Below are 17948 nucleotides of genomic sequence, written 5' to 3'. Positions count from 1 at the left end.
CTGATTGGAGAATCAGCAGCAAGCCGAGGAGGAGATCAGAAGTCGTGATTGCTCGGTGGTAGTCGGCGCTGGTAAACCAGGAGACAGGAGAACACCGGACCAGAGGAAAGCTGTTGAGCGGACTCGAAGGGCCGGGTGAGAGAATGCTCTCTGTGCGACACCGGGTGTACTATCAACGGAGCAACCTGAATCCCAACTTCCACACTATGGTAGGTTTTTTCAGCCAACTCGTCAATCATTTTAAATCACTAACAATCTTTATAAATCATTTAAGGTCGTTATCTGTCTCGTTTCGCCGGGCAGGACTTCCGCGAGTCAGTTCTTAGCGAGGGCGCCACTCCAACACATGAATGGCGGTTGCTTCCTGCTGTTTTCCAACGGCGTCATCACCGTCAACCTGCGCCACACGCTGTAACAACATATGAGCTTGCTGATTGCCAGACCATTGCGCCGGATCGATGGAGGGCTCCCAGGCGCCAACCGAACTCTCAGTCAGGTACCGGTAACGCCATTCAGCCCCGGACAGATTCGCTAACGAGGCGCCGACAACGCGTCCACCGTGGTGGTCACTGCGATACACAAGGTGAATTCGATCCGCGTTCTCCTCCACCAGCAACGCCGCCCGGGAGATCGGCGGTTTCTTGGTACCGCCTCCCGCCAGAGTGAACGGCTGCGCCGCCTTGGGTCCGGCAATAAAATTCCAGCCCTCTGACGAGGGGTACACAATGTTGAACCCCGGATTATCACCCGGGTTTTCAGACCAGTAGGAGGTCACAAAAGGAACGCCGTTTGCCGAAACCGCAACGGCGGGAGGGTTCATCAGGTTGCTGTCCTGCTCGATGACGTGGGCGACCTCCGCTCTACGTTGGGTGATCGGGAGCCTGTACGGCGTACCGTCGCGACGTCGCCAGGTATCCCCGCCATCCACTGATTCTGCATACAGCAGATCGTGATTGGTGGCGACGTCGGGCGACTCCCGCCACACCCACGCCAGATGCAGTGTATCGTCGGGGCCAACCACCATATCCCAGTAAGCGCTTCGCTCCCCTTCTCCGTCGATGAGGTTATCCTGTCTGCGGGTCCAGCGTTGGCGCTGTGCATCGTAGTGATTCAGAACCACCTTGCCTCTGCCCGACGCGCCATCCCGGTAAACAAACAACAGGTTGCCGTTGCTGAGTCGGAAGAATTGCGGATAGGTGACTTTATCCTCATCAGGGCCAACCATCTCGACTGGCTCTGTCATGTCCAGACTGCCAGGGGCGTCGGATACGCTGTAACTCAACGGCGAGTCGTGATGTCCCCACGCCAGATGAAGGTAGCCCTTTCCGTCCACGATCAGACTGATGGAGTTGTGCGCATCCCGCGTATTGGCAAAAAACGGGGTCTCCCTCCTTTGCCATTGCGACGAGCCCAGTGGGCGCTTGGCCAGGATCACCCGGCCTTCGGGGTCGTAGTACCCGGCGTACTGGTGCCCGCCGTGAGTAAAGAGCATCTGGCGGGTTCCGGCCACCACATTGACCGAACTTCCCGAGAAGGCCTCAGGCCCCAGCGGAATCTGATCGACCCCTGCGGCCTGAGACCTCGGCCAGTCGCCCTCGAGCGAATGCATACTACAGGCACCCAGTGCGACCGCGACCAGCATCGCGGCACCGACCACTCTATGCCCCCCAGGGATGGTCCTCATTCGTGATCACTTCCAATATAGAAGCTGGGATGGGGAGGCTGATTATAGGACGTGTTCTGCCAGGCAATGGCGAGCCGGTATTGCAGGTCATGCATCAGTGTGGTGAATCCGTGCTCGCTGGGAATAGGGGTGGAGTAGACCCGGAGAAACTGATTATCCTCCGAGCGCAATATAATCTCCTCGCGCCAATCACCAAAGATATCACCCGATAGCGCCGGAGTGGCTTTGGTTCCGTTATTGGAGGTCATACCACTGACCTTCATCAGAGTATCGACCTGCTCGGTTTCCCAATTCCACTTGTAGACGGTATTGTGATTGAGCAGCTCTCGCTGCAGGTCACCATCCCACCAGACGGCAAAATTGACCGGACCAGGACGCTGGGCGCCGGCGGATTTTCCGTTGATATCGAACAACTCCGGCGCATTCAGTGCCCAGACCTCAGCCCCGGGGAAGCGCGGATCAATATTGGCGGCCAGCCCCCGGCCATTGTCTTTCCGGGCGCTTTTCGTCCAGAGGACCCGGCCGCTCTGCGCATCAATCAGCGCGGAGCCAATGCCACCGTTTCCGCGAATGTCCTCATAAACACCAAACACTTCAAGGCCGGGGTTTTCCGGGTCCAGATCCGATACGTGCAGAGCATCGCCATGACCGAACCCAGTGCTCCATTTCGGGGAACCATCGTGATCGACGGCCATGGCACCGTAAATGATTTCATCTTTTCGGTCGCCATCGATATCCGCTACGGACAGCTGATGATTGCCTTGCCCGGCGTACTCGTCAGGTATCTCCTCTGACAGGGTATCAAAGGTCCACCGGGTAGAAATTTCGCCATCCCGGAAATCGTAAGCGGCAATGACGGTGCGCTCGTAGTAGCCACGGGCCATAACGATACTGGGCATCTCGCCGTCCAGAAAGGCAACACCGGCAAGATAGCGCTCGGACCGGTTGCCATAGCCATCCCCCCACAGGGACTTCATCTCATCCATCGTCGGGTTATCGTTGCCCGGAGCCCTCTGGGGAATATAGGGCTTGGTATCCATAACCCGACCGGTTTCACCATCGAACACGGAAAAGTACTCCGGGCCCTGGAGAATTCGTCCTTTGAGTTCACCCAGATAGCGCCCGTCTTCGGTAACCTTTGATCCCGTGCGGTCTCTCACCTCAGGATTCCCGCTGTGAGAGACCCAATCGGCGTCCGCCGACCCGATCACATTGCCTTCTCCATCCACGGTTCCATCAGCGGTTTTCATGGCGATCTCCGCGCGGCCATCGCCATCAAAGTCATACACCATGAACTGGGTGTAGTGGGCACCGGAGCGGATATTCCGGCCCAGATCGATCCGCCAGAGCCGCTCACCGTCCAGAGTATAGGCATCGATCAGGGCGTTACCCGTATAGCCACCCTGGGAGTTATCTTTTGCGTTTGAGGGATCCCACTTGAGAATGATTTCATACTGGCCATCGCCATCCAGGTCGCCAACGCTGGCATCGTTGGCGGTGTAGTGATAGCGATCACCATCGGGCGTCACACCGTCTTCCGGCACATCCAACGGAATTTCAAGATAAGGGGCGCTCCAGGTGGTTGCCACATCAACGATCTGGCCATCGGTTTTCAGTTGATACTCGTCACCGGCTTTTCCTTCCGGGTCCATAAAGTTGGAACGCCCGTTAATGGGCTGCTCCGAAATCAATTCGCCGTTCCGATACACTGAAAATGACAGACCGTCAGGGTCCTGATACAACTGTCGCCAGGAAACAAGCACACCCTTATCAGAAGGTATCGCCACCAATCCGCGATTCAGGTGCTCCAGGAACCGGCCGTCCTGGCTTCCGGATTTTACGTCGGCCAGTTTTATTACCTTCTGATCCGCTCCCTTCGCCACCGATGGATCACTGTCATTCAATGCGGTACCACAACCGGGCAGTGTGGCGAGCAACAGCAGTCCCAGCGGGGCCCGGCGGAATGAAAGCTTGGTGTTATGCAACGATATTTTCATGATTGAACCTGCATTTGGTCGATAAGGTTTATTGGCTATAGAAACGATGTGAGTTTTCTCAGAGCGATGCAGCCGACGACTCCACTGCCAACGCCTGACAATAGTTCCGCCATTGCGCCCTGTAGTGATCCAGGCCGTCGATCGACAATGGCTCACAAAGGAGTCCGCCTTCGGGACTTTGCGGGTCGGAAAGCGCCAGAGACGCCGCGCCCTTGACGGTTCCCGTCGAGTCATTGGACAGATACACCGGATTATCACCGCGCAGCGTTGCAAGCATTCGGCACAGCAGGCTGTTCTTCAGGAAGGCCCCCTCAACAAACACCGCGCCCCGAGCCTTGAGAAGATCTAGCTCAAGATCCAGCATCAATGCACTGTAAACCGACGCCAGAGCGGCCCCGTTTATTCGATCGATACTTCCCTCAATTCGCCCCGGCGTTCCGGAAAACGGGCCCGAGGTATCACAGAACTGAGGCAGCGCGTAGACGGCGTCCGCCAGGACGGTGTCGATATCCTCAACACTGAAGGGCTCCTCCGGATAGGATCCCAGGCGGTAACAGATGGCTTCGTACTCCCGCCCGCCCATAAAGCGGGCACAGGGCACCGGAGTCCCCCGGCAATCGACATTCATCAGCATGTCCCGGGATTCGTCGAGTTCGGCGTTACCTCCGCTGTTTGTCATGGTGATCGCCCAGGTCCCGGTAGAAATCACAGAGAAAGGCTGGCCATCATTCTGGAGCAGATACCGCAAGTAACTGGCGTTGCTGTCATGGATGCCCACCGCAACCTGACAGGAAGCGGGCAAACCGGTTCGGGCGATGAAATCGGAACACACCGGGCCCACCAGACTGTCGGCGGTTTTCAGCTCGGGAAACAGTGCTCGCCACCCCATCCGGTCAACCAGCGATGAGTAATCGTTTCGCTCCGGAGCCCAAAGGTCGGTATGACAACCGAGCGAGGTTCTTTCGGCGCAGCGCTCACCGGTCATCCGCCACACCCAGTATTGGGGGTACAACAGAATATCGGTGGCTTGCCCGAACGCCTGGGGAAACCGTTGCTGCAACCAGTACAATTGCCGCCCCAGGTTCAGGCCCGCCGACAGATCGGGAGAGCGGGTTTCGGAGAAATCCGGTCGAACGCCGGTGTAGTCCCCAGTTATTGCGCCAGGGCCCGCGTATTCATAATCCAGAATCGGAAGCACCAGCCCATTACCGGAGCCTTGCCTATCAACGAGGGCCGCCGTAGCGCCGTGGGTGGTGACACTGATTGCGGTGATGGAAAACGCGTCCGACACCTCGCGAACCGCCTCGCAGAACCAGTCCCATATGGCATCCACATCGAAGTGGGGATAAAGCGGATTCTCAACCACGGCATTGCGTTTGGTTTTCTCGAACCGGCTCTCGAGATGCTCATCGAGAACATGCACTTTAATGTTGGTTTTACCAATATCCAGAATCAGAATATTACTCATTGAGACAAATTCACCATGTCGTGTTGTCGCCGGGATAGCTGCATGATTCACCCCGGTTCAAGTCAAGTGTTCCGGTTAACGTTGGGCGTGCTTCTCTTTCAAGTGGGACCAAAGGGACGCCGATAGCAGATAAGTCGCCGTTGGAAGAAAGACCCAGTGTTTGACCAGGTCAATGTTACCCGAATCGACGCTATACAGCCCGAGCCCCAAGCAAACCAACAACGAGCCGATCGCCACCACAGCGGATGCGGCCATGGCGGGCGAACCGAAGCGGCCTCCGTCGGCGCCGGCTCGCGTCTGTGGCGCATGCAGATACTGCTGTTCGGCCTGCTTGCGCTGCGCCTCCTCCGCTTCGTGCACCGAGGATTGCGCATAGGAGCCGGCCGCCCCACTCCAGGCCGCCAGGGCGGTATACACAGCCGTAGCGGTCATCCAGGTCGGAATGAGCAGGAAAAACAGATGAATGCCCAACCGGTGAAAACCCCATGCTGCGCACAGCGACAGAAGCCAGGCCAGGCCGGCGGGCCAATTGAGATAGGCCTTTCGATAATGATTCCAGTATCGGGTCAGGCCGATCCGGGGAAAAATCCAGTGTTCGGTCACAATGACCGCACCAATCGGCGCCAGGATCAGCCCCATCAGGCCCACAAAACTCATCAGTTGGGTAAACACAAACGGGAAACAGGCGATGACGGTAGTCACCGCGCCGGTAATGGCGGTGACCGTGGTGCGACGCCACCGGGGGTGCAATGACTGAAACGCCAACCCGGCCCGATAAATGGTCGGATTGGACGTTGTCCAACCCGCGATGATGACGACCAATATCCCGGTCGCGCCAAGGGCCTGATAGGCAACCGAGCCGGCATCCAGTTTCTCAATGGAGGTGTTGAGAACGAGCGCCGCCCCGGCGCCCATCACGCCCGCGCACACCCAGGCCAGATAGTGGCCAATAAACATCCCCAACACAGACAGAAACCCGTAGGACGACTTTCTGGCATAGCGCAGTATGGTCATATCTGACAGGCCGCCATGCATGGCCAGGTTGGCCACCCAGGCAAAAGCCGCCACATGCCAGAGCCCGAGCCCGTCTTCGTCACCGCGCCATATGTGAGAGTCGGCGATCAATAGCAGACGCTGAAAAAAAGAGGACTCGGGCGCGAGCGGAGTCGCGTCACGCAGAACGGTGAGCATGGTCAAGCCGCCCACCACAAACATCATGATCATCCAGGGTGCGCAGACTTGCGCAAACACCGCCAGACGGCGAAACCCCTTGGTAGAGACAATGGTCACCACAGCACCCACCAGCAGGGCCACGGCCACGAAGGCGGGATCGGTCGGGTACCACTCAACCTGCGGGCCGATACCGAACAGAATTCGGGCCGCCGAAGCCGATACCGTGATCATGGCGCCCGCCAGCACACAAAAAAGGAGGCCGTTCACGACGCTATAAAGGTTGATCAACCCCTTTCCGCCAATTTTCTTCAGGTAGGCGTAGAGCGTCAGACGCGTGTCCACCGCGATGGGTGCACACACCAGGCCCCAGGTCAGCACCGCGGCCAGATTGCCCCACAGCAGCCCCCAGAGCACATCGGCAACGCCAACGCCCCAGGCCACAAAGCTGGCGCCAATAACAAATTCCGTGCCCGCCACATGCTCGCCGGCGTAGCTGGCGGCAAAATGGCGGGCGGGCTTCAACTGATCGGGCCGCAAGGGCGCCTGCTCAAACTCATCGTAGGACGGCATGTTCACTATACTTATTTGTATTGTTGACGGTATTCGAGGGTTCGGGCCGCGACAAGCAGGCTCAAACTGAACATTAATGATCAGTTATGAACAATAACGTCAAAATAGCATTTAAACAACCTCAAAACCCATAAAGATTCGATCAGATTCACCTTGACCCTCCATTTTTGCTCATTTATAATCACTCTCAATCAGAAATTCGGATTATGAATCCATTATTCACCTGAAATAAGAGCGACGACCATGGCCTCGAAATTAGATAACCTCTGGAATGATCAAGAAGCCGCCAAGATGAGCGAGCCCGAGCTGTTGAAGTACCGCTCCAACCTGCTCGGTTCCGACCTGCGCATCACCAACTTCGGCGGAGGCAACACCTCGGCCAAACTCACCATGAAGGATCCACTGAACGGTCAGGATGCCGAGGTGCTCTGGGTAAAAGGCTCCGGAGGTGATCTGGGCTCGATCAAGCTCGATGGTTTCTCCACCCTTTATATGGAGAAGCTGCACCAACTGAAAGACCTGTACCGGGGCCTGGAGCACGAAGACGAGATGGTGGGCTACCTGCCCCACTGCACTTTCAATCTGAACCCCCGCGCCGCCAGCATCGATACCCCGCTGCATGCCTACATCCCCCACAAGCATGTCGACCACATGCACCCGGATGCCGCCATCGCCATTGCCTGCACCAAGAACAGCAAAGAATTGACCGAAACGATTTTCGAAGGCGAAATGGGCTGGCTGCCCTGGCAGCGCCCGGGCTACGACCTGGGGCTGAAGCTGGAAAAAGTGGCCAAAGACAATCCCAACCTGAAGGGCATCATGCTGGAAGGTCACGGTATCTTTACCTGGGGCCCCACGGCCAAAGACTGTTACCTGACCACGCTGAACATCATTCAGCGCGCGCAGGACTGGCTGGAAGCGAACAACAAAACCGACGCCTTCGGCGGCTCCAAGTTCAAGGACCCGCTGGATGAAACCAAACGCCAAGACGTCATCAGCGAGCTGATGCCCCTGATTCGCGGCAAAATCACCAACGATCAACGCAAAATCGGCCACTTCAACGATTCCGATACCGTGCTGCAGTTCGTGAATTCCAAAGACCTGGAGCCACTGGCCGCCCTGGGCACGTCCTGCCCGGATCACTTCCTGCGCACCAAAATTCGCCCGCTGGTTTTGGATTTCGACCCCACAGCCAAGGACCTTGATGCTGAACTGGCACGCTGCGTGAAGGGGTTGGATCAGCAACTTGAAGCCTATCGCGAGGACTACGCGGCGTATTACGATCGTTGCAAGCGGAACAACAGCCCGGCCATGCGCGACCCCAATGCGGTGGTTTACCTGGTGCCGGGGGTCGGCATGATCACCTTTGCCAAAGACAAAGCCACCGCGCGCATTGCCGGTGAGTTCTATGTCAACGCCATCAATGTGATGCGCGAAGCCAACGGCGTCAGCGAGTATGTGGGCCTGCCGGAGCAGGAGGCGTTTGATATTGAATACTGGCTGCTTGAAGAAGCGAAATTGCAGCGCATGCCCAAGCCCAAGTCTCTGGCCGGTCGCATCGCCTTCATCACCGGTGGCGCCGGTGGCATCGGCAAGTCCACGGCCATCCGTATGGCCGAGCAAGGCGCCTGCATCATGTTGGCCGACATTGACCAGGCCGGTCTCGACCGCGCACAGAGCGAATTGACTCAGGCGTTCGGGAAGGACGTCATTCGCCAGGTGCACTGCGATGTGACCAAACCCGAATCGGTCGCCGGTGCCATGGCCGACGTTGCCCGGGAGTTCGGCGGCATCGACATTCTGGTGTCCAACGCCGGCATTGCCAGCTCCGCCCCGCTGGATGAAACCAGCCTGGACCTGTGGGACAAGAACATCAGCATCCTGGCCACCGGTTATTTCCTGGTCGGTCGCGAAGGCTTCAAACTGATGAAACGGCAGAACACCGGCGGCTCCGTGGTCTTTATCGTAAGCAAGAATGGCCTGGTGGCCTCGCCCGGTGCGTCGGCCTACTGCACAGCCAAAGCCGCCGAAATCCAGTTGGCCCGCTGCATCGCGTTGGAGGGAGCCCCGCTGGGTATTCGCTGCAATGTGGTCAACCCCGACGCGGTACTGCGCGGTTCCAAAATCTGGGACGGCGAGTGGCGCCAGGAGCGTGCCGCAGCGTACGATATCAGTAACGAAGAACTGGAAGAGCATTACCGCCAGCGCAGTATGCTCAAGCGTTCGGTGTTGCCGGAAGACATCGCCGAGGCCGCCTACTTCTTCGCCGCGGATCTGTCGGCCAAGTCCACCGGCAATATTATCAACGTCGATGCCGGTCACGCGCCGTCCTTTACCCGATAACCCGAGCCAGCAGGAAAATAATCATGAAATACGCCATTCAGCCTGACGTCGTCTCGGCGCACAACGACAAACTGGCCTCCGATCTCAACCGGGATTTCGAGGTTCTGGGCGAGCAGCTCTCCCGCAAGGGAGTTGATATCAACGCCCTGACCGAAAAAGCTCAGGCCTTCGACATCGCCGTGCCCTCCTGGGGCACCGGCACCGGCGGCACCCGCTTTGCCCGCTTTCCCGGCGTCGGTGAACCGCGGAACATTTTCGAGAAAGTGGAAGACTGCGCGGTCATCCATCAGCTCTCGGGCTGTGCCAGCGCCATTTCGCCCCACTTTCCCTGGGACGTGGTGGATGACTTCAGTGAACTGAAAGCCCACTCCGACAGTTACGGCCTGAGCTGGAGCTCGGTCAACTCCAACACCTTCCAGGATCAGCCGGACCAGGCGCAGTCCTACAAATACGGCAGCCTCACCCACACCAGTGCGGCGGTACGCGAGCAGGCCATCGCCCACAACACCCAGGTGATTGAGTGGGGTAAAAAGCTGGGCTCCGACACCCTGACGGTCTGGGTCGGCGATGGCTCAAACCATCCGGGCCAACAACACTTCCAGCGCGCGTTTGAGCGCTACCTGGACAGCGCCAAGGCCATTTACGCTGCCCTGCCCGGTGACTGGGAAATGCACCTGGAACACAAGATGTTTGAACCGGCCTTCTACTCTACAGTCATTCAGGACTGGGGCAGCAACATCCTGGCGGCCATGGAAACCGGCGAGCGGTGCAAGTCTCTGGTGGACCTGGGTCATCACGCACCCAACGTCAACATCGAGATGATCGTCTCACGCCTGATTCAGTTCAAGAAGCTGGGCGGCTTCCACTTCAACGACAGCAAGTACGGCGATGATGATCTGGACAGCGGCTCCATTCATCCCTACCAGCAGTTCCTTATATTCAACGAGCTGGTGGATGCCGAACACCGCAAACAGCCCGGTTTTTCACCGGCCTATATGCTCGACCAGTCGCACAATGTCACCGACCCGATCGAAAGTCTGATCAATTCCGCGATTGAGGTGCAGCGCTCTTACATTAAGGCCCTGCTGGTTGACCGCACGACACTGGAAGGTTATCAGCAGGACAATGATGCCCTGATGGCGAGCAACACACTGAAAGGAGCGTTCAACGTCGACGTGTCTCCGATCCTGGCCATGGCCCGTTTCCGGAAAAACGCTGCGATCAATCCGCTCGCCACCTACCGGGCCTCCCAGTACCGCGAGCAGGCGGCGGTGGCTCGCCCGGATACCGGTGGCAGCCGTTCCGGTATTGTGTAGCGCATTGGGTGCCGGCTTCAATGTGTCGGTCGGCACCGTTTTTATCTCTCTCCCGGTCGCTGTGAATCAGACGGACAATTATGTCGAATAACCAGTCATCACAAGGCCCTCATGTCGGCCTGTTTATTACCTGCCCGGTGGACCTGATACGGCCCAGCATCGGCTTTGCGACCGTAAAGCTGTTGGAGCAGGCCGGTTGCACCGTCAGCGTGCCGGAACAGAGTTGCTGTGGGCAGGTCGCATTCAACAACGGACTTCCCGACGAGACCCGCGCACTGGCCTGGAACATTGTGCAGAGTTTCAAAGACTTTGATTACGTCGTTGCGCCCTCCGGCTCCTGTGGTGGCATGATCAGGGAGCACTACCCCGAACTGTTCGCCGGTGACTCCCGAAGTGCCGAGGTCGAATCCTTCTGCCGCAAGGTGTTTGAGCTGACCAGTTTTCTCACGGATGTGCTGGACTACACTCCGGACACACCCAACATCGATTTGAGCTCACATAAAGTGACCTACCATGATAGCTGCGCAGGCCTGCGCGAGCTGGGCATCAAGCAGCAGCCACGCCGTCTGTTGAAGCAGTGCTCAGGGGTCGAGGTGACCGAGATGGCCGACACCGATGTCTGCTGCGGCTTTGGCGGCACCTTCTGCGTCAAGTACTCGGATGTCTCCAACCGCATGGTCGGCGACAAAACCCGAAACATTCAACAATCCGGCGCCTCCATGGTACTGGGCGGGGATCTGTCCTGCCTATTGAATATTGCCGGCAAGTTGCAACGGGATACCGATCCGGCCTCCGGCAATTCTGTGGTTCAGGTGCGTCATATTGCCGAAGTGCTGGCGGGTGATCTCGCCGCGCCCGCTATCGGCGAAGCCGCCGCCGACTCCGGGGAAACATCATGAGCGGCGTCCAGATACAGGAACCGGACTTCATCGCCCGCTCCCGGGGCGCCCTGGATGATGACAACCTGCAGCAGGCCCTGGAAAAGGCCGGCTCAGGCTTTGTGCACAAACGCCAGGCGGCGATCGAGCGCGTGCCCAACTTCGAAGCCATGCGCGATCGCGCCCTGCGCGCACGCCAGCGTGCGCTGAAAAATCTGGACATTTACCTGCTGCACTTTGAAAAGAAAGTGCAGGAAGCCGGCGGAAAGGTCCATTGGGTCGAAACCCCCGAACAGATGCGCGAGACCGTCGTCGGGCTGTGTCGTCAGTACGAGGCCAAAACTGTCACCAAGGGCAAGTCCATGGTGGGCGAAGAGGTCGAGCTGAATGAGGCGCTCGAAGAAGCGGGCATCGAACCTCAGGAAACCGACCTGGGCGAATATGTCATCCAACTGGCACATGAACGCCCCAGCCACATCGTCGCCCCGGCACTGCACAAAACCAAGGCTCAGGTTCAGGCCTTGTTCCGGGACAATCATCCGCTGGGCGAGCGGGATCTTGACGCCGTCGAGTCGATCGTCAACGAAGCCCGGGACGTGATCCGCGAGCGGTTCCTGCAGGCGGATGTGGGTATCACCGGCGCCAATATGCTGATTGCCGAAACCGGCACCGCCGCGATTGTGACCAATGAAGGCAATGGCGATCTGACGGCGACGCTGCCCAAAACCCATATCGTGACCACGTCCATCGACAAGGTGATTCCCACCTGGAAAGACGCCAGCGCCATCCTCCGGGTACTGGCCCGCAGCGCCACCGGGCAGGACATTACCACCTACACCACTTTTTTTACCGGCCCCAAGGGAACCCAGGATAAAGACGGGCCGGAGAACTTACACATCGTCCTGATGGACAACCGGCGCACGGAAATTCTGGGCACGGAATTCCAGGACATGCTGCACTGCATTCGCTGCGGTGCCTGTATGAATCACTGCCCGGTCTACCAATCTGTGGGCGGGCACACCTATAACAGCGTCTACCCCGGCCCCATGGGCGCCGTGCTCACCCCCCTGCTGCGCCACGGCAAAGATGACTATCAGCTGCCCAATGCCAGTACCTTCTGCGGTCGCTGTGAATCGGTGTGCCCGGTGCGTATTCCCCTGCCCGGCCTGATGCGCAAGTTACGGGACAAAGAGCAGCGTGAAGCAACCCGTTCCAAGGCATCAACGATGGCCGTGAGGCTGTTCTGCCGTCTCAGCCGCCGCCCCGGACTCTACCGGCGTCTGACCAGTCCGGCGGTGAAGGTGTTGCGCTGGCTGGCAGGCAACCGCGGACGCTTCCGCTCACTGCCGATGATGTCCGGCTGGACCCGGTATCGGGATTTCTCTGCGCCGCAGGGGTCCAGCTTCCAGACTCAGTGGCGGCAACAGCAGCGTCAATCACACCCGGAGAACCGTCGTCATGGATAGTCGCACCCGTATTATCGAGCGCATTCGTCAGTCCATCGGCAGCGACCACGCGGGCAAGGACCTGGAAACTGCCTTCAAAACAGTGTGTGAGACGCAGGCCGACATGCCGGTCCAACCGGCACTCAGCCATGTGGAAACCGTCTCGCGCTTTATCAGCGAAGCCCAGCGCAACGGCGCTGTGGTGACCGAGCTGGAAAGTCTGGAGCAGGTTCAGCACTGGCTGGAGCGCGAAGCGGACAGTCAGAGCGTTCCTCCCACCCTGTCGCTGTCCCCCCAAATCGCCGCGAGCCAATCCGATTGGGGATCACTGACCATTTCCGACGACACACCACAGCCGGTTCAGAGTTGGGGGCTGGTGCGCGCCCACTCGGCGATGGCTGAAACCGGGACCATCATGTCCCTGAGTCGTGACTGCCCGAGCAGGTTGTTGTTTCTGGTGGAGCGGCTGATTGTGTTGATCGACAAGCGGGACATTGTCCGCTTTCAGGAAGATGCCTGGGAGAGGCTGCACGATGGTCAGCCACTGCCGCGAACGGTCAACCTGATTACCGGCCCCTCCCGGACCGCCGATATCGAGCAGCAGATTCAGATTGGCGCCCATGGACCGCGCCGGACCGATTACCTGATTGTTGAGTCCCTGCCCCAGTGACCAAACCCTATTGATTGATATCGAATCCGTTGAATTATTTTGGAGTAGACCGTGAAACAACGCCTGGTGATTGGCAACTGGAAGATGAACGGCAGCCTGGCTGACAATATTCTCTGGGCGACCCACTTTCGCCACGGGTTGAAATCCCAGACACTTCAGGACGTGGAGGTCGCCGTCTGCCCTCCCTTTCCTTACCTGCAATCCATTCGTTCGATACTGCCCGATATCGTACAGCTTGGCGCCCAGGATGTAAGCTCCGAGTGTATTGGCGCTTTCACGGGTGAAATCAGTGTCAACATGCTCAAGGAGCTCCAGTGCCGCTATGTGATCGTCGGCCACTCCGAGCGACGGGCCCGCATGGGAGAGCGAGACGCGGATATTGCCGAGAAGTTCAAGCTGGTCTCCCTTGCGGGGCTGACCCCGGTGTTGTGTGTCGGTGAAACGGAACAGGAGCGGGCACATGGTCAGACCCGATCGGTCATTTCCCACCAGATTCAGACGGTGATTGATCGTTGTGGTGCGCACGCATTGCGCAACGCGGTCATCGCCTATGAGCCGGTGTGGGCGATTGGTACCGGGGTATCCGCGGAGTTGGCGGACATTCAGTCCACCCACGCCGTGATCAGAGCGCAATTATCCGACAACGGCCTGGACGCTGATGACGTCACCCTGCTTTATGGCGGCAGTCTAAAACCCGGCAATAGTGAGGAGATCTTTTCATTGCCCAATGTCGATGGCGGTCTGATTGGCGGTGCCTCCCTGAAAGCCGCCGACTTTCTGGACATCTGCTGGGCCGCTCAGACCCGGCCGCCCGAGCCCGAAATGAAATCCACGAATAACGTCCGCTACCAAGACTTTTAGTGAAAGGTTATGACTGATTTTGTTTGTTTTTTCGGCAATTTTATGCTAGTTTTTCGTCAAATTTCCTTCACATGATCATTTCATCTCGGGGCCTCGACTTCCATGCTGGAAAAACAACGCCACAAACTGCTGCTGGACATTCTCGACGAACAACAGTTTGTCAGTGTCAACGACCTGTCCACGCAACTGAACGCCTCTGAAGCCACCATCCGGCGGGACATCACCAAGCTGTCCAATCAGGGCCAGCTGCGCAAAATCCGGGGTGGGGCCGAGGTGCTCAAAGTCCAGGACCGGAAAGTCCGTCGCCCGCACATTTCAGGCTCGGCGTTTCTCGCGGCCAAGGAACAGCGGGCCGACGTCAAACGGCTGATCGCACAGGAAGCAGTGAAGTTGTGTGAGGACGGTGAATTCATCATCATCAACGGCGGTAGCTCGACCTACATGATGAAGGAGTTTCTGGCCGACCGTCACCTGAACGTGCTGACGAACTCCTTTGTGCTTGCCCAGGACCTGTCGGAAGTCAGTGACAACCAGATTACGCTGCCCGGCGGGGAGCTCTACCGGAAACAGGGCATCATCCTGAGCGCCTTTGAGAACGACACCATCCAGTATTACCACGCCAGCAAAATGTTCATGGGAACGCCGGGGATTGGCGAGTTTGGGGTCATGGAATCAGACCCGCTGTTGATCCAGACCGAGCAGAAGCTGAAAAAGCAGGCGGATCAGCTGATCATCCTGGCGGACAGTACCAAGCTCAACAAACGCAGCAACTTCATTCTGTGTCCGCTCTCGGATGTGGACATTCTGATCACGGACAGTGAAGCCGATCCAAAGACCGTGCGCTTTTTTGAAGATCAGAACATCAAAGTGATTCTGGTTGATGTGAGTCAGGCGGAATAAAACGTTCGCAACAAGCGGCGGCACCACAGGGGTGCCGCCAACCTTACTCTACGTCTTCCAACAACGCTTCCAACGTCGCTTTTGATATCGGCAGTACCGTCCCGTGTCGGGTTCCCTCCGGGAAACTGATCTCGTCTGAAATATCCGTCCATGTATCGAAATCACGGGTGCGCATCGCGCCGTAGCGTTTGTTGGTGTACTCGTCGTAATAGACGGTAACCGTCTCCCCCTGATCGAGCAGGGTTGGCCCCTCCACCCATACGCCCTCGGGCGTGAACGGCTCGGACGGCTCCGTCCAGGGCCCATAAAGACTGTCACTGCGAGCCACCCGCAGATTTTTCTCGGCGGGGTGACGGGTCTCATCTTTCAGGATCATGACATAACCATCCCCATCGGGAATGATGGTGGAGTCAATCACATTGAACCCGGGCTCATAAAACAACTCCGTGTCGCTGTAGGTCTGAAAATCTTTGGTGGTCGTGTAATAGATCCGGTGGTTCAGGCCGTCGTCGCCGCTATCGGCGGTTTCAGGAAATTGTCCCGGAATGGTGCTGGCCCAATAAATCACATACTGAGCATTCTGATCATCCCAGATGATTTCCGGCGCCCAGGTATTTCTCGCCGTTGGTTCGTGAGCCATTACCGGGACGAACTGTTGTTCGGACCAGTTCACAAGGTCATCGGAGTGAGCCACCCCCAGCCCCTTATCCCACCAACCGGTGGTCCACACCATGTGGAAAGTCCCCTCGGGGCCCTGAATGATACAGGGGTCACGCATCAGCCCCTGACCGACCTCGGGCTCGAGGAACGTCGTATCGTTTTTCAACGCCTTCCAGGTCAGCCCATCGTGACTGTATGCCAGGTGCAAACCGCCCTCTCCGTTGCCCCGAAAGGAGGAAAAGACATAAGCACCGGTGTCGTTCGGTTTGCCCGGCGATTGACAGCCGAGCAAGAAAGCCATCGTTAAAGTCACGAGAGAAATGATGGAAGTCCGGAAGGTCATAACGGGTCCTTTTCAGTAATTATCATACCATTTGAATCCTACACGATCCGCTCGTCGAGATCACCCCGGGATTCCACTATAGTACTCAATAGTGTGGACACATTGATGGAGCCGATTTTGTCTGAACAGTGTTGGTGGTTCGCATACCCCTGGCGGTGGATCATTCTGTGTTTGAGCCTCATCGGCTGCGCAGCGCTGCCCCCTGCCCCGCCACCGGTCGACGCTGAAAGCCCGGAGACGACCTGCCTCAAATTCTATCGGGTCCTGGATCAGACAATGGAAACCCGGCGTACTCTGGATGTGCGACATACGCGAGTTCCGGGATTGCCGTTTCTACGGACGTCCCGCTTCTGGGCGAGTTTTTCTCCGGCGTCGATGACACCCGTCACCTACCGCGCCTGGTTGGAACATCAGAACGCGCTGGCCATTGAAGGGCTGACTCTGGAATGGTTGCGCCTGCCGGACTCACAACAACGTGCCCTACTGACATTATTGCCAGACCACCATGACGACATTTCGGCAGCACTGATCCACTGTGGTGTGCAAATGGTGGCGGAGCAGGCATTGCAACCGAGGCTGGCGCCTTTCGATGTACCGGATCACTACCAGGGCTGGAAGCGGTGGCTGGGGTTATACCCCCTGGCGGCACTGCCCTTTTATCGGGGCGTGGTGGAAGAACATCGCACACTGAATCAGCGTCAAGCCGGGTTTACACCGCCCCGTTCCGATGAGCCTGAAGCGGACCCATGGCATTACTTCGGCCAACAAAACACGACCCCATCTCCCAACAACGCCCTGACGCTACTAAGCCAACAGTCTGTGGACCCGCTGGGTATCCCCCTCATGGACGCCTCGACACGACAGCAATTACTGACCGCGTTTCAACCCACTATTGCCGTTCCGGCAAGCGACGGGGGACTCGCCGACAACGATCGTCCATTGCGGTTATCCGTCAGTAAATCCGGAGACCTGCAACCTCTGCTATCGGAACCGACACTGTATACCGACATTGCCTATGGCCGATACCGCAATCAGGTCACTGTCCAACTGATCTACAGCGTGTGGTTCAGCGAACGGCGCCCGGAAGGCACCTTGGACCTGCTGGCCGGACGCTACAACGGTATCGCCTGGCGGGTACACCTGCTGCCCTCAGGCGCGGTGATCGGATTCGACAAAATGCACCAGTGCGGCTGTTGGTACCAATTTTTCCCGGCCATGGGGTTTCGCACACGCCCCTCACTCGCCTTCGGTCAGGAGCCCTTCCATATCGGCCAACCACTGGACCCCAGAGCCCGGCTGACGCTGTGGCTGGAGTCCAACACCCATCATTTGCTGGGCATTTCCACCGGATCGGTGAACGCGTCCGCCGTACCATTTGAACTTGCGAATTACAATGAACTGAGGGCTCTGGAGAGTGACAACGCCGAACCCATCGTGGCGGCGTTTGATGCTGACGGGTTGTTACCGGGCTCTGAACGTCTGGAGCGTTGGATCTTCTGGCCCATGGGGATTCGCAGCCCGGGTGCGATGCGAATACTGGGCACTCACGCCATTGCCTTCATCGGGCGACGCCACTTTGACGACCCGGCATTGCTCGACGAGCTGGGACTCTGAAAACGGAATAAAAAAAGGGCGCCGAA

At 57.9% G+C, this 17948-nt stretch carries 13 protein-coding genes; 8 read left to right on the top strand and 5 right to left on the bottom strand.

The window, feature by feature from the left end; translation table 11 throughout:
* Nucleotides 1-322 precede the first annotated feature (322 nt).
* The 4 genes from EDC38_RS01290 to EDC38_RS01275 all read right to left on the bottom strand — a co-directional run bounded on the left by EDC38_RS01290 (nt 323) and on the right by EDC38_RS01275 (nt 6892).
* On the bottom strand, nt 323-1684 hold the full coding sequence (locus EDC38_RS01290) for a BNR repeat-containing protein (RefSeq protein WP_123636988.1): 1362 nt from the start codon (nt 1682-1684) through the stop codon (nt 323-325).
* Nucleotides 1681-3681, bottom strand: coding sequence for a rhamnogalacturonan lyase (locus EDC38_RS01285; protein ID WP_170162828.1), 2001 nt, complete (start codon nt 3679-3681; stop codon nt 1681-1683). Before EDC38_RS01285 ends, EDC38_RS01290 begins: the two co-directional genes overlap by 4 nt.
* Nucleotides 3682-3739: 58 nt before the next feature.
* Complete coding sequence (locus EDC38_RS01280) at nt 3740-5149, bottom strand: FGGY-family carbohydrate kinase (protein ID WP_123636987.1); 1410 nt, start codon at nt 5147-5149, stop codon at nt 3740-3742.
* Nucleotides 5150-5224: 75 nt separating this feature from the next.
* Complete coding sequence (locus EDC38_RS01275; RefSeq protein ID WP_123636986.1) at nt 5225-6892, bottom strand: purine-cytosine permease family protein; 1668 nt, start codon at nt 6890-6892, stop codon at nt 5225-5227.
* Between the two features lie 243 nt (nt 6893-7135).
* Between EDC38_RS01275 and EDC38_RS01270 the strand changes: the two genes are divergently transcribed.
* The 7 genes from EDC38_RS01270 (at nt 7136) to EDC38_RS01240 (ending at nt 15305) form a co-directional block, all read left to right on the top strand.
* On the top strand, nt 7136-9235 hold the full coding sequence (locus EDC38_RS01270; protein ID WP_123636985.1) for a bifunctional rhamnulose-1-phosphate aldolase/short-chain dehydrogenase: 2100 nt from the start codon (nt 7136-7138) through the stop codon (nt 9233-9235).
* A gap of 23 nt (nt 9236-9258) precedes the next feature.
* Nucleotides 9259-10551, top strand: coding sequence for an L-rhamnose catabolism isomerase (gene rhaI, locus EDC38_RS01265; protein ID WP_123636984.1), 1293 nt, complete (start codon nt 9259-9261; stop codon nt 10549-10551).
* 80 nt (nt 10552-10631) lie between these two features.
* Entirely contained in the window at nt 10632-11450 is an 819-nt protein-coding gene (locus EDC38_RS01260) for a (Fe-S)-binding protein (RefSeq protein WP_123636983.1), read from the top strand.
* The gene (locus tag EDC38_RS01255) at nt 11447-12895 is read left to right on the top strand and encodes a LutB/LldF family L-lactate oxidation iron-sulfur protein (protein ID WP_123636982.1); all 1449 of its coding nucleotides are present in this window, start codon (nt 11447-11449) and stop codon (nt 12893-12895) included. The genes EDC38_RS01260 and EDC38_RS01255 overlap by 4 nt, the downstream gene beginning before the upstream one ends.
* Entirely contained in the window at nt 12888-13544 is a 657-nt protein-coding gene (locus EDC38_RS01250) for a LutC/YkgG family protein (protein WP_123636981.1), read from the top strand. Before EDC38_RS01255 ends, EDC38_RS01250 begins: the two co-directional genes overlap by 8 nt.
* A gap of 51 nt (nt 13545-13595) precedes the next feature.
* On the top strand, nt 13596-14405 hold the full coding sequence (gene tpiA / locus EDC38_RS01245) for a triose-phosphate isomerase (RefSeq protein ID WP_123636980.1): 810 nt from the start codon (nt 13596-13598) through the stop codon (nt 14403-14405).
* Nucleotides 14406-14507: 102 nt separating this feature from the next.
* A complete protein-coding gene (locus EDC38_RS01240) occupies nt 14508-15305 on the top strand; it encodes a DeoR/GlpR family DNA-binding transcription regulator (protein ID WP_123636979.1) in 798 nt (265 codons plus the stop codon).
* 43 nt (nt 15306-15348) lie between these two features.
* On the opposite strand, the gene EDC38_RS01235 is transcribed toward EDC38_RS01240, so the two are convergent.
* On the bottom strand, nt 15349-16266 hold the full coding sequence (locus tag EDC38_RS01235; RefSeq protein WP_246004309.1) for a glycoside hydrolase family 43 protein: 918 nt from the start codon (nt 16264-16266) through the stop codon (nt 15349-15351).
* A 159-nt stretch (nt 16267-16425) separates the two neighbouring features.
* Between EDC38_RS01235 and EDC38_RS01230 the strand changes: the two genes are divergently transcribed.
* Nucleotides 16426-17922 carry a hypothetical protein gene (locus EDC38_RS01230; protein ID WP_123636977.1) on the top strand — a complete coding sequence of 499 codons (1497 nt, stop codon included), beginning with the start codon at nt 16426-16428 and terminating at the stop codon, nt 17920-17922.
* Nucleotides 17923-17948 lie beyond the last annotated feature (26 nt).

Origin of the sequence: Marinimicrobium koreense, assembly GCF_003762925.1 — a bacterium.
GTDB classification, from domain to species: domain Bacteria; phylum Pseudomonadota; class Gammaproteobacteria; order Pseudomonadales; family Cellvibrionaceae; genus Marinimicrobium; species Marinimicrobium koreense.
This window is presented reverse-complemented; position numbering and strand designations above follow the sequence as displayed.